Origin of the sequence: Microcella alkalica (genome assembly GCF_014137945.1) — a bacterium.
GTDB classification, from domain to species: domain Bacteria; phylum Actinomycetota; class Actinomycetes; order Actinomycetales; family Microbacteriaceae; genus Microcella; species Microcella alkalica.
The window spans coordinates 26572-41697 of sequence record NZ_JACGWX010000002.1 but is presented as its reverse complement, the minus strand read 5'-3'; the positions used below and the strand labels follow the sequence as shown (position 1 = coordinate 41697).

The following is a 15126-nucleotide window of genomic DNA, read 5'->3' as shown; positions in this document are numbered from 1 at the left end:
CCGGTCGCTAGTGGGCGACGGCGACGAGGCCGAGCTCGGCCGGCGAGGCCAGCAGCTCGTGCCGCGGCGTCACGCGCACCGTGTAGCCGAACGAGCCCGAGCGCGACAGGCGCACGGTGCCCGCGAAGGTCGCCGGCTGGCCGAGGTCGTGCGAGACGAGCTCGAGCCGCTGGCGCTGCACGTCGACGAGGTCGTCGCCGTTGCGGGCGCGGCCGTGGACGACCTCGACGAGCACGTCGTCGGGCGTGAGGTTCGCGAGCTCGATGTACGCGCGCACCTCGAGCTCGTCGCCGAGCTGCGGCGACTCGACGCCGCCCGACTCGACGTGGGCGACCGACACGCTCGGCCACTCGGCCCGCACGCGCTCCTTCCAGGCCGACAGGTGCTTGGCCGGGTAGTGGTCCTCCTGAGAGATGATGCGCTGCGCCTCGGCGGCGGGCATGTAGAGGCGCTCGACGTACTCGCGCACCATGCGGTCGGCCGAGAGCTCCGGCGAGAGCGTCGAGAGCGTGTGGCGGATGCTCTGCACCCAGCGGCGCGGGACCCCGTGCTCGTCGCGCTCGTAGAAGCGCGGCGCGATCTGGTGCTCGATGAGGTCGTACATCGCGTCGGCCTCGAGCTTGTCGCGCTCGGCGCCGTCGCCCGCAGCGTCGGCGGTCGGGATCGCCCAGCCGTTCTCACCGTCGTAGTACTCGTTCCACCAGCCGTCGAGGATCGACAGGTTGAGCGAGCCGTTGAGGGCGGCCTTCATGCCCGAGGTGCCGCACGCCTCGAGCGGGCGGAGCGGGTTGTTCAGCCAGATGTCGGTGCCGGGGTAGAGCAGTCGCGCCATGGCGATGTCGTAGTTCGGCAGGAAGACGATGCGCTCGCGCAGCTCGGGCGCGCTCGCGAACTGCACGAGGCGCTGGATGAGCGCTTTGCCGCCGTCGTCGGCCGGGTGCGACTTGCCGGCGATCACGAGCTGCACGGGGCGCTCGGGGTCGGTCAGGAGCGCCCGCAGGCGATCCTCGTCGTGGAGCATGAGCGTCAGGCGCTTGTAGGTCGGCACGCGCCGTGCGAACCCGATCGTCAGGACGTCGGGGTCGAGGAGCGAGTCCATCCACGCCGGAGCGGCGATGCCGGGGTTCTCCTCCTCCCACGCGGCCTTGACGCGGCAGCGGGCATCGGCGACGAGCTGCTCGCGCATCGCGCGGCGCACGGCCCACAGGTCGCCGTCGGTGATCGCGGGGCCCGCGAAGTCGGCGGCCGAGGTCTCGAAGTGGCCGAGCTTCTCGTGGACGAGCCCGACCATGAGCGGGTCTGTCCAGGTGGGTGCGTGCACGCCGTTGGTGACCGAGGTGATCGGCACGTCCGCCTGGTCGAAGCCGGGCCAGAGGGCGCCGAACATGCCGCGCGAGACCTCGCCGTGCAGCTGCGACACGCCGTTCGCGCGCTGCGCGAGACGCAGGCCCATGACGGCCATGTTGAAGACCCCCGAGTCGCCGCCCTCGTAGTCCTCCGCGCCGAGCGCGAGCACGTCGGCGACGTCGACCCCGCGCAGGAGCTCGGTCGAGAAGTAGCGCTCGATCAGGCCGAGGTCGAAGCGGTCGATGCCCGCGGGAACGGGCGTGTGGGTCGTGAAGAGGGTGCCGGCGCGCACGACCTGCAGCGCCTCGTCGAAGCTGAGCCCCTGGGCGATGAGGTCGCTGATGCGCTCGAGGCCGAGGAAGCCGGCGTGGCCCTCGTTGGTGTGGAAGACCTCGGGCGCGGGCGTGCCGCTGACCTCGACGTAGCGCTTGATCGCGCGGACGCCTCCCACGCCGAGCAGGAGCTCCTGAAGGAGGCGGTGCTCGCCGCCGCCGCCGTAGAGGCGGTCGGTCACGCCGCGCAGCGCTTCGCTGTTCTCGTGGATGTCGGTGTCGAGCAGGAGGAGGACGACGCGCCCCACGGTCATCTGCCACACGTGCGCGTGCATCGCCTCGCCGCCCGGCAGGGCGAGGGTGACGAGAGCGGCGGCGCCGTCGGCGTCGCGGAGCAGCTGCATCGGCAGGCCGTCGGGGTCGAGGACGGGGTAGCTCTCCTTCTGCCAGCCGTCGCGGTCGATCGCCTGGCGGAAGTAGCCCGCCTTGTAGAACAGGCCGACGCCGATGAGCGGAAGCCCGAGGTCCGATGCGCTCTTGAGGTGGTCGCCTGCGAGGATTCCGAGGCCGCCGGAGTACTGGGGGATCGCCGAGGCGATGCCGAACTCGGGCGAGAAGTAGGCGATGCGCTCTGGCGCGTTCTGCAGCGACTGGTACCAGCGCGGCTCGCCGAGGTAGCAGCGCAGATCGTCGCGCAGCGCCTCCGCGTCGGCCACGAACGCGGAGTCGTTCGCGAGCTCGTCGAGTCGAGCCGGGTCGATGCCGCCGAGAAGGGCGATCGGATCGTGCCCGAGCTCGTCCCACCGCTCCGGGTCCATCCGCTCGAAGAGCTGCCGCGTCGGCTCGTGCCACGACCAGCGGAGGTTGGCGGCGAGGTCGCCCACTGCGGCCAGCGCGGTCGGCAGAACGGTACGAACGGTGAAACGGCGGATGGCCTTCACGACATCACTCCTCGAGCGCGGGCAGGGTGGCGGATGCCCACGAAGGGACAGCCTAAGCGAGGGGATGCCGGTGGCCGCAATCGCGCGGGCTCGAATCTGCAATCGGTTCCAGGCGAGACGGCCTCGTGCGGGGCTGCGTCCGCGCCCCGGCCTGCGGCGCCGTTAACGAGGAGCAGGACCGGTCTCCGTCATGGGCGACGGATCTCGGTCCTGCATCTCATCCGCCGCGTTCGGGTCGCTTCGGATGCTGCGCTCGACGTCGGGAGCTTCGGGAGGCCTCCGACGCGATGAGCGCCTCCTATGACAGTACGCATCTGCGCGCCGCGCGCAAGAGAAGTGACGCGGATTCGCGTACCCCTGCCGGGGTACATTTCTGTCCCCCCTATTGCCGACATGCGCGGCCAGCCTCGAAGAATCCTCCGCGGGTTCTGGCAGAGACCTGCACATCCGCCCTCCTCCGACCGCCCACCGGGGGTAGCGTCGAGGGGTGGCCCAGAGAGAGCACTTCCCCTTCAGCCCGAGGATCGGCCGGATCCCCATCCGCCACCTCTCCCCCCAGCAGCCCGAGAACCTCTGGCCGAGCAAGGCGTACGCCGGCGAGGTCGTCCCGTTCGCTGCGACGATCTTCCGCGAGGGGCATGACGTCCTCGGCGGGGACCTCGTCCTGCTCTCCCCCGACGGCGAGACCAGCGAGCATCCCCTCGCGATGCGCGTCAAGGGAACCGACCGCTGGGAGACCGAGGCGCTCATCGACCACGAGGGCCTCTGGCGCTGGCACGTGCGCGCCTACACCGACGACTGGGCGACCTGGCTGCACAACGCGACCGTGAAGATCGGAGCGGGCGTCGACGTCGACGTCATGCTCCTGGCCGGTGCGCAGCTGCTCGATCGCGCCCGCATCATGGCGAAGGGCACCCCGGATGCGACCGTGCTGACCCAGGCCCGCAAGGCCATGCAGAACGCGAAGCAGACGCCCGCCGCCCGCCTCGCCGTCGCCACCGACGCGCGCGTCGTCGCCGCCGTCGCGCGGCACCGACTCATGAGCCACGAGACGCTGAGCGACGAGCAGCTGCTCCGCGTCGAGCGCTCGCGCGCCGGGCTCGGAAGCTGGTACGAGTTCTTCCCGCGCAGCGAGGGCGCGAAGCGGAAGAAGGACGGCTCGTTCACCTCCGGCACCTTCCGCACGGCGACCCGACGCCTCCCCGCCGTGGCCCAGATGGGCTTCGACGTGCTGTACCTCCCCCCGATCCACCCGATCGGGCGCGTCAACCGCAAGGGGCCCAACAACACGCTCACCCCCGGCCCGAAGGATCCGGGCAGCCCGTGGGCGATCGGGGCCGCGGAGGGCGGCCACGACGCCGTCCACCCCGACCTGGGCACCGTCGACGACTTCACCGCCTTCCTCGCCGCCGCGAAGAAGAACGGCCTCGAGGTCGCGCTCGACCTCGCCCTGCAGTGCGCGCCCGACCACCCCTGGGTCACCGAGCACCCCGAGTGGTTCACGACGCTCCCGGACGGCTCGATCGCCTACGCCGAGAACCCTCCGAAGAAGTACCAGGACATCTACCCGCTCAACTTCGACAACGATCCCGAGGGCCTGCGCGAGGAGATCCTGCGCATCGTGCGGTACTGGATCGACCTCGGCGTCACGATCTTCCGCGTCGACAACCCGCACACGAAGCCCCTGCAGTTCTGGGAGTGGCTGCTCGGCATCATCAACACCGAGCGCCCCGACATCGTCTTCCTCGCCGAGGCCTTCACGCGCCCCCCGATGATGCAGTCGCTCGCCGCCGTCGGGTTCCAGCAGTCGTACACCTACTTCACGTGGCGCAACACCAAGAAGGAGCTCGAGACCTACCTCACCGAGCTCAGCCACGAGACGAGCGCCTTCCTGCGCCCCAACCTCTTCGTCAACACGCCCGACATCCTCACCGAGTACCTGCAGTTCGGCGGGGTGCCCGCGTACCGCATCCGCGCCGCGATCGCCGCGACGGCGAGCCCGACCTGGGGCGTCTACGCCGGCTACGAGCTCATCGAGAACGTCGCGCGCCCCGGCAGCGAGGAGAACATCGACAACGAGAAATACGAGTACAAAGCGCGCGACTGGGCAGCCGTGGCGAAGAGCGGCTCGACGATCGCGCCGTACCTCACGCAGCTCAACACCGTCCGCGCCCAGCATCCGGCGCTGCGCCAGCTGCGCAACCTGCGCGTGCACTGGAGCGACGACGATGCGATCCTCGTCTACTCGAAGGTCCTGCCAGGCCGCTTCGTGCGCTCGGGTCGCCCCGACGGCATCATCGTCGTCGCGAACGTCGACCCGCACTCGGTGCGCGAGACGACCGTGCACCTCGACCTCGAGGCGCTCGGGCTCGAGCCCGGCAGCACGTTCGAGGTCAAGGACCTCATCACGGGTGCGCGGTACCGCTGGGGAACCGACAACTACGTGCGCCTCGACGCATTCACCGAGCCCGTGCACATCCTCCGCATCGACTACCCGAAGGGCCTCTGATGGCGATCGAGAAGAAGACGCACACCTCCGTGCCCGGCACCGCCGGTCCGAGCGGGGATGCCGTGGCCGCCCCATCGACGGCCGCCGCCTCCGCAGGGCCCGCACCCCTGCATCCCGACCACCGCCGCGCGCTCGTCGAGGGCCGTCACCCCCGCCCCCACGACGCGCTCGGCCAGCACTTCGGCGACGAGGGATGGGTCGTGCGCATCGTGCGACCGCTCGCCGCGACCGTGACGGTCGTCCGCGCCGACGGCTCGGAGCACGCTCTCGAGCACGACGCCGACGGCCTGTGGCACGGCCTCCTTCCTGGCGGTCCTGCCGACGGGCAGGCCTACACCGTGCGCACCACGTACGACGGCGGCCCCGACTGGAACGCCGACGACCCCTACCGGTTCGTGCCGAGCGTCGGCGAGGTCGACCTCCACCTGTGGGGCGAGGGCCGGCACGAGCAGCTCTGGCACGTGCTCGGCGCCCACCGGCGCGCTCACGAGAGCGTCGACGGCACCGCCTTCGCCGTCTGGGCCCCGCACGCGAAGGCCGCACGGGTCATCGGCGACTTCAACGGCTGGAACGGCGAGCTGCACGCGATGCGCCGCCTCGACGACAACGGCGTGTGGGAGCTCTTCGTGCCGGGTCTCGGCGCGGGCTCGGCCTACAAGTTCGAGCTGCTCACCGCCGAGGGGGCGTGGGTGACGCGCGCCGACCCCATGGCCCGCTTCACCGAGACGCCGCCGGCGACCGCCTCCGTCGTGGGCGAGTCGCACTACGAGTGGGGTGACGGCGACTGGATGGCCCGCCGCGCCGCGAGCGATCCGCACTCGGGCGCGATGAGCGTCTACGAGATGCACCTCGGCTCGTGGCGGCCCGGGCTCGGCTATCGCGAGATCGCCGATCCGCTCATCGAGTACGTGACCGAGCTCGGGTTCACGCACATCGAGTTCATGCCGCTCGCCGAGCACCCGTACGGACCGTCGTGGGGCTACCAGGTGACCGGCTACTTCGCGCCGACGGCCCGATTCGGGCACCCGGACGACCTGCGCTACCTCATCGACCGCCTCCACCAGGCCGGCATCGGCGTGATCATGGACTGGGTCCCCGCCCACTTCCCCAAGGACGAGTGGGCGCTCGGCCGATTCGACGGCGCGGCCCTGTACGAGCATCCCGACCCGCGACGCGGTGAGCACCCCGACTGGGGCACCTACATCTTCGACCTCGGCCGCAGCCAGGTGCGCAACTTCCTCGTCGCGAACGCCCTGTACTGGCTCGAGGAGTTCCACATCGACGGCCTCCGCGTCGACGCCGTCGCGAGCATGCTCTACCTCGACTACTCGCGCGAGGAGGGGCAGTGGCTGCCCAACCAGCACGGCGGGCGGGAGAACCTCGAGGCGATCAGCTTCCTGCAGGAGGCCACCGCGACCGCGTACAAGCGCGTGCCCGGCATCGTCATGATCGCCGAGGAGTCGACCTCGTGGCCGGGCGTCACGCGCGCGACGAGCGACGGCGGCCTCGGCTTCGGCATGAAGTGGAACATGGGCTGGATGCACGACACGCTGTCGTACTTCCAGCGCGACCCGATGTGGCGCTCGCACCACCACAACGAGATCACTTTCAGCTTCCTCTACGCCTTCAGCGAGAACTTCATGCTGCCGATCAGCCACGACGAGGTCGTGCACGGCAAGGGCTCGCTGCTCGGCAAGATGCCGGGCGATCAGTGGCAGAAGCTCGCCAACGTGCGCGCCTACCTCGCCTTCATGTGGGCGCACCCCGGCAAGCAGCTGCTGTTCATGGGGCAGGAGTTCGGCCAGCCGAGCGAGTGGAGCGAGGAGCGCGGCCTCGACTGGTGGATCCTCGACCAGCCCGTCCACCGCGGTCTGCACTCGCTCGTCTCGCGCCTCAACGCCGTCTACCGCGAGAACCCCGCGCTGTGGGAGCTCGACAACGAGCCCGGCGGCTTCTCGTGGCTCGAGGGAGGCGACGCGGGCAACAACGTGATCGCCTTCGAGCGCCGCGCCGCCGACGGAAGCCCCGTCGTGGGCGTCTTCAACTTCAGCGGCAACACCGTCGGCCCCTACCGCCTGCCACTCCCCCACGCGGGGGCGTGGCGGGAGGTCGTCAACACCGACGCGCACGAGTACGGCGGGTCGGGAGTCGGCAACCTGGGCTCGGTCACGGGCGACGACACCCCGTGGGGCGGCCGTCCGGCCTCGGCGGAGCTCACCCTCCCGCCGCTCGCGGGCCTGTGGCTCGCCCCCGAGCGGTAGCAGGGCGGGTCAGTACAGCAGCGCGGTGAGGCGCCGACGGGCCGCGATCGTGCGCGGGTCATCGGCGCCGACGATCTCGAAGTAGTCGAGGAGCCGCGTGCGGATTGCCGTGCGGCCGTCCGCATCGAGCGCGGGGAACACGTCGAGCAGTCGCACGAACGCGTCATCCACGTGCCCCCCGCTGAGGTCGAGGTCGGCGACCGCGAGCTGGGCATCCGCATCGTCCGGGTTCGCCGCGGCGGCCGCGCGGATCTCGGAGGCGACCGCACCCTCGAGGCGCAGCAGGAGGTTCACCTGCGCGAGGCCCGCGACGGCCTCCTGATCGCGCGGGCTCTGCGCGATCGCGCTGCGATAGGCGGATGCCGCGGCCGCGTAGTCGCCGCGGGCGATCGCATCGTAGGCCTCCTGATGCAGCGGCGGCAGAGGCTCCTCGGCGGGCTCGGTGGGCGCCTCGCCCTGCTCCAGGACTCCCGTGACGCCCTGCTGGTGCGCGAGCTCGAGCACCTGGTCGAGCACCTGCCGCACCTCGATCTCCGCGGGCATCCCGACGAACAACTGGAACCGCCGGCCGCCGATGACCGCAGCGACGGCGGGAACCTGCTGCACCTGGAACGCCTGGGCGAGCTGCGGAGAGCGATCCCCGTCGACGGTGACGAGAGCGATCCGGCCGCCGTAGGTCGCGACGATCGACTCGAGCGCCGGCTCGATGCTGCTCGCGTAGAACTCGACGATGACGGGCACGCGCTGGGAGAGCTCGAGCACGTCGCCGAAGGACGCGTCGTCGGCCTCGCGCACGATGCCCTCCGCTCGCGCACTCGCACCGGTCGAAGCAGGCGCCGGACGGCCGGGCGCGGCCTCCGGGGCGCTCGCACGGCTGACGAGACCCGACAGGTCGACGGCGCCGCGCATCGCGGACGGGTTGAACGGTTCCATCACTGCACCTCCGAAGCGGCGATGAGCCCCTGCGTGTAGCCGAGCAGGACGACGGGGTCATCGGGGTTCTCGAGCGACGGCACGTAGAAGAGCACCTGCACGCCGTAGGTCGCGGTGATGCCGCGCTCGCTCGACTCCACGCCCGCGAGAGCCGCGACCGTGCCGCTCGCGTTCACCGTGGCCCCCGACTGGGTCGGCGTGACCGTCTCGGTCTCGGTGAGATAGCCGATCACGAGCGCGCCGGCGTCGAGCGTGCTCATCGTGATCACGTCGGAGTCTCCGAACTCGTTCGTGAAGTCGATCGCCGCCGTGGAGGGGATCGCGGCGCGGCGCTCCTCTTTCTTCTCGAACCCGATCTGCGATCGGAGGCTGTCGCCCTCGGCCTGGAAGAGCGAGAAGCCCTCCGCACCCGCCTCGCCGAGGAGGAGCACCTCGGCGTACGACTGAACGACCGTCGCCGGCTGCACCGGCAGGAACGGCGTGTCCGCTCCGAGGAACGCCGTTCCGAGGGATGCCGGCGGCACCTCGGGGAGCGCGGCCTGCGGCTCGAGGGTGATCAGGTGGGTCGCGCGATACTGATCCCGCGCGGTCGCCTGCGTCAGCACGATCGCGAGCGGCGGCACCGTCTCGTCCTCCGGGTCGGAGACGATCGCGAACACCTGCCGCGGCCAGATGTCGGTCTGCTGCGGCAGCACGAGGTCCACGGAGCCGGTGGGGATCGGCAGCAGGGCGCCGACCTCCCCGTCGGTGGCGCGAGCCGCGTAGTTGGCCTGTCGCAGCGCGAGAGCGGGCCCCGCGAGCCGAGCGGAGGCGAGGTCGCCGTTCGCCGCCTCATCCGCCTCGGCGACCGTCGCCGAGAGTCGGCCGAGGATGCGCTCGGCCTGCCGAGCGGTCACCGCGACGGGCGGGAGCTCCTCCTCGGGCTCGGCGGACGACGAGGCAGTCGCAGCCTCTGTGGGCTCCGAGATGCTCATGCCCTCTCCGATCCCGCACGCGCTGAGCAGCAGCGCTGCCGCGAGCATGCCGGGGAGCAGCGCGATGCGTCGGACGGCGCGTCGGCCCTTGGGCCGCCCGATGAGCGTGCTCTTCTTGACCGGGCGGTAGCGCGAAGGCTTGGGCACGCGCGGCATCTTCGGACCCTTCGGGGACTTGCGTCGGGGCCCGCGCTGCTTGCGCATGTGCATGAGCGCCCAGATGAGCGCGAGAAGGCCGAGAAGCAGTGCCGCGAAGCCCGCGAGGGTGAGCGGCGTCGCGATCGGGGACGAGACGTCGAGAGGCCACGTGATGGAGAACTCCTGCGGCGCGGGGAGGGTGCCGTCGGAGACCATGAGGAGCGAGACGGTGCGGGGCACGTTGACGGTGAGCCCCAGCTCGCCCGAGCCCTCGAACTCGCCGTACCAGAGGTCGCTGCCGATCGGACTGGGCACGGTCGATTCGGTGCCGACGACCTCCTCCGCGACGAGCGACTGCGATTCCGCGTCCCAGGTGACGAGCGTGTGCGAGGACTCCCCCACCCAGCCCAGGACATCCGTCGTCGTGCCGTAGACGGCGGCGATCGCGTCGGATTCGGTGGCGGAAGCGCCGGCAGCATCCTCCGACGCGGCGGGCGACGGGCTCGCCGGCGTGGCGGGCGAGCCGCTCGGAGTCGGAACCGGCACTGAGCCGACGCCCGCCTCGACGCCGCCGAGGATGGCGAGCGTCTGCCGCCCGTCGAAGGCGTTGAGCGCCGAGCCGTCGATGACGGTCACCGGCGCGGTCGAGTCGAGCGAGACCGACTCGGTCACTCGATCCGCCTCGGCGAAGACGGTGCGCTCGGCGATGCCCAGTCCTATGCCCGCGAAGGCGACGACGAACAGAACGATCGCGATGATGAATCGCACGGGTTCACTCCTCTCATGCTGGCCCGGCGTGCTTGGGTACGCGCGTCCCGACCATCCGCTACGGGCGGCGGTCACGCGCCCTCAAGCAACGGATCTCGGACGGAGGCTCGGGGTTCGAGATCTCCGGCCAGCAGAACAAAGACGTTCCAGCTTACCGGAATCGCTCTCACTCGCCGATTCGCGCTCAGCCGCCGCGCAGGAGGCGCGGTCTCGCGCGCCGATTACACTCGAACCCGTTCGCCTCATCGGACAGGGAGACCACACGTGGCAGCGATCGACAGCGACTTCGGGACCGAGATGCGCGGCTACAAGCGCGACGAGGTCGACAAGGCGATCCAGGAGCTCCGCCGGCACGTCATCAAGGCGAACGCCGACCGGGCGGAGACTGCGAAAGAGCTCAAGCGTCTCCAGGCGGTCGTGGACGACCTCCAGGCCGAGCTCGACGAGGTCGGCCGCCCCACCTACGCGGGACTGGGCACGAAGCTCGAGCAGACGCTGCGCCTCGCGGAGGAGCAGTCGACGCGCCTCATCAGCCAGGCGGACATCGACGCCGAGCGCGTCCGCACGTCCGCCCAGTCCGACGTCGATCGCTTGCAGACCGAGGCCGCGGAGCGCATAGAGCGCATGGTCGCCGAGGCCTCGCAGCGCGCCGCCGCGACGAGCGAGAACGCCGCCCGCGAGGCCGAGGAGCTCCTCGAACGAGCCCGCGACGACGCCGACCAGCTCGTGCAGGAGGCGACGAGAGAGGCCGCGACCATCCGGGGCGCCGTCGCGACCGAGGCGGCGGAGACCCGCTCGATGGCCAAGCGGGAGTCCGGCGCCATTCGTGCCGAGGCCGAGCGCGACGTCGCCGAGCTGCGCGTGGTCGCCGACCGCGAAGTCGCCGACGCCCGCGCGTCGGCCGGTGCGCTCGCCCGGGAGACGGCGGAGGAGCGCGCTCGATTCGAGAGCGAGAGCGGCACGCGCCGCGCGCAGCTCGAGGCCGACATCGAGGCGGGTCGCGCCGAGCTCGACCACGAGCTCTCGACCGCGCGCGCGGCCGTGATGAGCGATCTCGAGCGCGAGCGCGCCGAATGGGATGCCGAGGAGGCGCGCCGCCGCGACGAGGTCGCGACGCTCGAGGAGCGCACGCGCCGCGAGATCGCGGAGCTGCAGGAGCGCACCCGCGCCTCGCTCGACGCCGAGCTCTCGACCGCTCGGGCCGAGCTCCACAGGGAGATCGATGCGGCCCGCGGGGAGGCCGACCGCTACGTGCAGGAGGTCCGCGGCGACGCCGACCGCTACGCCGATCAGGCCAGGGGAGACGCCGAAGCCTACGCCGAGCAGGTGAGAGCGGAGACCGACGCCTACGCAGAGCAGACGCGCACGGCCGCCGACGCGTACTCCTTCGACACCCGCAGCGCTGCCGACGCGCACGGCACGAGCGTGCGCGCGGACGCTGAGGCGCGAGCAGGCGAGCTGCGCCAGGCCGCCGAATCCGACGCCGCGACTGCGCGCGAAGGCGCTGAGTCGTATGTCCAGGAGGTGCGGCAGGCGGCTGATGCCTACGCCGCCGAGACACGCGCCGCTGCTGTCGCCGCAGCCGCCGAGGTGCGGCAGGCCGCCGACGCCTACGCCGCCGATCTGCGGGCCGAGGCCGCCGCCGCCGCCGAGGAGCTGCAGCGCGCCGCCGAGGCCGCGGCGCTCGAGCTGAGGGCGAGCGCCGACGCCTACGCGTTCGACACGCGCGCCGAGGTGGATGCGTACGCGGCGGATGCTCGTGCTGCCGCCGAGGCGCACGCGGCCGAGCAGCGGGCGAGCGGCGACGCGGCGATCGCCGAGAAGCAGGCGGCCCTCCAGGCTCGGCTCAGCATGGCAGCGGCCGACCTCGAGCGCGAGACGACGACCGCGCGCGCCGAGCTGCAGCGCGAGGCCGCGGCGACGCGCGCCGACCTCGCGCGCGAGCTCACCGCCGCGCGCAACGACCTGGCGCTCGAGCTCGCAGCGGCCCGCGAGGAGCTCGAGCGCGAGACGACGAGCGCCCGCGCGTCTCTCGATGCCGAGCTGTCCGAGCGGCACGCGACCGCGGAGCGCGAGCAGACCACGGCACTGGAGTCCGTCGAGCGCGACCTTGCGACCCGCACCGCGGCTCTGGAGGCCGACGAGAAGGCGCGCCGGGCCGCGCTCGCCCGTGCGTCATCCGATCAGGAGCGCGCCCTCGCCGACGAGGCCGCGCAGTCACGTGCCACGCTTGCCCGCGAGATCGAGGAGCAGCGGGCCGAGCTCGCGCGCGCGGCCGAGCAGGCGCGCATCGATCTCGATGTCGAGCTCGCGGCGCGGCGGGATGAGGCCGAGCGCGAGTACCTCGCCCGGCAGCAGGAGGCGAGTGCGCAGACGCAGAAGTACCTCGACGAGGCCACTGCGCAGCTCACCGCCGCGCAGCAGGCGGCCGCCGAGGCCCGCGCGGTGACGGAGGAGCTGACGCGCGCGGCGCGCGCCGAGACCGAGAGCCTGCGCAGCGAGGCCGATGCCACCGCCCGCGCCGTGCTGGAGAACGCCGAGCAACGTGCGGCCGCGCTCGTCGCCGACGCGGAGGAGCGCACCGCAGCGCTCGTGTCGGAGGCGGAGGAGCGCCTGGCGCGGCTCCGCGTCGAGCGCGACGCCGTGGCTGGCTACCTCGAGGGCCTGCGCGGGGTACTGTCGCAGGCAGAGAAGATCTCGGGCTCGATCAGCGACGAGTGACGCGGCCCGACGAACTGATCCGCGCGATCCTCTGGATCCGCGGACATCCCGCCGCTGAAGAGAGGTACCCTCAATGAGGATCCAGAACGCGTTCCGGTTCGGGCTCTTCGGCGGACTCGGCGTTCTCGTCGCTCTGCTCATCGGCGGCGCGATCAGCTCTCTTGCGACGATCATCACCTACATCGGCGCCGCGCTGTTCATCGCGCTGGGTCTCGACCCGATCGTCTCGTGGCTCGAGGACCGCAAGTGGCCGAGATGGGCCGCCATCCTCACGGTGCTCGTGGGCGTGCTGGGGCTCTTCACCGGTCTGATCTTCGCGATCGTCCCCGTCATCGTCGAGCAGGTCAGTCGCCTCGTGAAGCAGATCGCTGACTTCCTGGGATCCGTGGAGTCGCTCGAGGAGCTCGTGGCGACGGCCCAGACCTTCGTGCCGGTGGAGGTCCTCGACGTCCAGCAGGCCGTCGACGGCGCGATCACCTTCCTCCAGGATCCGGCGAATCTCGCCGAGATCGGCGGCGGAGTGCTCGGCGTCGGCATCGCGGTCGCCTCCGGCGTGTTCGGCGGCCTCATCATCCTCATCCTGACCCTCTACTTCGTCGCGTCGCTCTCGAGCATGAAGAGCGCGCTCTACCGCCTCGTGCCGGCGTCGCGCCGCACGACCTTCGTCGGCATCGCCGAGCAGGTCGCCTCCGCCGTCGGTCGCTTCGTCGTGGGCCAGGCGAGCCTCGCGCTCGTGAACGGCGTCCTGAGCTTCCTGTTCCTGTCGTTCATCGGCGCCGAGTACCCGGCGCTGTTCGCCTTCGTGGCTTTCCTCTTCTCGCTCGTGCCGCTCGTCGGCACGCTCTCCGGCTCGGTGCTCATCGTATTCACGCAGTTCATCACGAACCCCGAGTCGATATCCACCGTCGTCACGGTGGGCATCTACTACCTCATCTACATGCAGGTCGAGGCATACCTGCTGAGCCCGAACATCATGAACCGCGCCGTGAAGGTCCCCGGCTCGGTCGTGGTGATCGCCGCGCTCATCGGCGGGACCCTCCTGGGCGTCCTGGGCGCACTCATCGCCATCCCCGTGGCGGCGTCCATCCTCATCATCATCGACCAGGTGGTCGTGCCCAGGCAGGAGCGCCTGTAGGGGATACCCCTGGCTGCGTGTGCGCCGCTTGCGGCGGCATCGCCCGCATCCTCGATCGCGCCTACGCCTCCGGCCACGAGGTCGGCAGCGGGAGCGCTGCCGGGTTGAGCCGCTCGACGATCTCGGTCAGCACACGATACGTCTGGTTCTCGCCCACCCACAGATGCTTGCCTCCCTCGACGGCGACGAGCTCGCGCTCGGGCACGACGGCGAAGCGCTCCTCGGCCTCCGCAGGGCGCAGGTAGTCGTCCAGCTCAGGGACGACGACGACGAGGCGCTTGCCGCTGCCCTCCCACGCGGCGAGCTCGTCCTCGCTCGTGCGATGCAGGGGCGGCGAGAGCAGGATCGCCCCGACGACATCGTGCTGAAGCCCGTGCTTGAGCGCGACCTCCGTGCCGAAGGACCACCCGAGAAGCCACCGCAGCGGGAGGCCGCGGTCCTCGGCGAACGCGACGGCAGCGTCGAGATCGAATCCTTCGGCGTCGCCGTGGCCGAACTCGCCCTGCGAGCGGCCGCGCGGACTCGAAACGCCGCGGAAGTTGAAGCGCAGCACCGCGATGTCGGCGAGAGCGGGAAGACGCGCTGCCGCCTTGCGGATAATGTGCGAATCCATGAAGCCGCCGGCCGTGGGCAGCGGGTGGAGGCAGACGAGCGTGGCGATCGGGTCGCGCTCGGCCGGGAGGCTGAGCTCGCCGACGAGGGTGAGGCCGTCGGGTGTGAGCAGCTCGATGTTCTCGCGACGGGCGGGCAGGAGTGATCCTCCGCGGATGATGTCGGTCACGGTTCGATCCTCTCGCATCGCGGCGCCCTCGCGCCGATCAGGGCGCGATGCGCCAGCAGTGCTCGTGCCAGTGGCGGCGGTCGGCGAGCGCCGCCTGGTCACCCAGCAGCGCGTCAGCCCGCCAGGTCACGAGGTGCGCTACGCCGACGCTCACCTCGCCGCGACAGCCCGGGCAGACGTACGGCTTTCTGGCGCCCGCGGCGGTCACGGGCTGGACGTTCCACTCCCCCGAGCGCTTCGACTCGACCCGCTTGAGTCCGCGACGAACCCGGTCGAGGTCGAGGCCGTCGTCGTCAGCCGCGGTACGCCGGTGGCGCGGCCGATTGGAGCGCGGCACAGCAGCGCT

The 15126-nt window shown here is 71.3% G+C and carries 9 protein-coding genes; 4 read left to right on the top strand and 5 right to left on the bottom strand.

The window, feature by feature from the left end:
• Positions 1–7 precede the first annotated feature (7 nt).
• Positions 8–2560 (bottom strand): alpha-glucan family phosphorylase, encoded by a 2553-nt coding sequence (gene glgP, locus FHX53_RS04510; protein ID WP_182490178.1) that lies wholly within the window; start codon positions 2558–2560, stop codon positions 8–10.
• Between the two features lie 538 nt (positions 2561–3098).
• Here glgP and FHX53_RS04505 point away from each other — a divergent pair.
• On the top strand, positions 3099–5069 hold the full coding sequence (locus FHX53_RS04505; protein WP_343050880.1) for an alpha-1,4-glucan--maltose-1-phosphate maltosyltransferase: 1971 nt from the start codon (positions 3099–3101) through the stop codon (positions 5067–5069).
• The gene (glgB, locus tag FHX53_RS04500) at positions 5069–7330 is read left to right on the top strand and encodes a 1,4-alpha-glucan branching protein GlgB (RefSeq protein ID WP_182490176.1); all 2262 of its coding nucleotides are present in this window, start codon (positions 5069–5071) and stop codon (positions 7328–7330) included. Before FHX53_RS04505 ends, glgB begins: the two co-directional genes overlap by 1 nt.
• 9 nt (positions 7331–7339) lie before the next feature.
• On the opposite strand, the gene FHX53_RS04495 is transcribed toward glgB, so the two are convergent.
• The gene (locus FHX53_RS04495; protein WP_182490568.1) at positions 7340–8263 is read right to left on the bottom strand and encodes a tetratricopeptide repeat protein; all 924 of its coding nucleotides are present in this window, start codon (positions 8261–8263) and stop codon (positions 7340–7342) included.
• The gene (locus tag FHX53_RS04490) at positions 8263–10143 is read right to left on the bottom strand and encodes a DUF8094 domain-containing protein (protein ID WP_182490175.1); all 1881 of its coding nucleotides are present in this window, start codon (positions 10141–10143) and stop codon (positions 8263–8265) included. Before FHX53_RS04490 ends, FHX53_RS04495 begins: the two co-directional genes overlap by 1 nt.
• A 264-nt stretch (positions 10144–10407) precedes the next feature.
• Between FHX53_RS04490 and FHX53_RS04485 the strand changes: the two genes are divergently transcribed.
• A complete protein-coding gene (locus FHX53_RS04485; protein ID WP_182490174.1) occupies positions 10408–12864 on the top strand; it encodes a hypothetical protein in 2457 nt (818 codons plus the stop codon).
• 73 nt (positions 12865–12937) lie between these two features.
• Positions 12938–13999 (top strand): AI-2E family transporter, encoded by a 1062-nt coding sequence (locus FHX53_RS04480; RefSeq protein WP_182490173.1) that lies wholly within the window; start codon positions 12938–12940, stop codon positions 13997–13999.
• A 61-nt stretch (positions 14000–14060) separates the two neighbouring features.
• On the opposite strand, the gene FHX53_RS04475 is transcribed toward FHX53_RS04480, so the two are convergent.
• Both FHX53_RS04475 and FHX53_RS04470 read right to left on the bottom strand, forming a co-directional pair.
• Positions 14061–14780: an alpha/beta hydrolase gene (locus FHX53_RS04475; RefSeq protein ID WP_343050815.1), complete on the bottom strand. Its 720-nt coding sequence runs from the start codon at positions 14778–14780 to the stop codon at positions 14061–14063.
• A gap of 37 nt (positions 14781–14817) precedes the next feature.
• Positions 14818–15117, bottom strand: coding sequence for a hypothetical protein (locus tag FHX53_RS04470; protein ID WP_182490171.1), 300 nt, complete (start codon positions 15115–15117; stop codon positions 14818–14820).
• Positions 15118–15126 lie beyond the last annotated feature (9 nt).

Bases quoted from the DNA above. Each gene is read 5' to 3' on its own strand.
- FHX53_RS04480 (WP_182490173.1), top strand. From the start codon at position 12,938: ATGAGGATCCAGAACGCGTTCCGGTTCGGGCTCTTCGGCGGACTCGGC.
- glgB (WP_182490176.1), top strand. From the start codon at position 5,069: ATGGCGATCGAGAAGAAGACGCACACCTCCGTGCCCGGCACCGCCGGT.
- FHX53_RS04495 (WP_182490568.1), bottom strand. From the start codon at position 8,263: ATGGAACCGTTCAACCCGTCCGCGATGCGCGGCGCCGTCGACCTGTCG.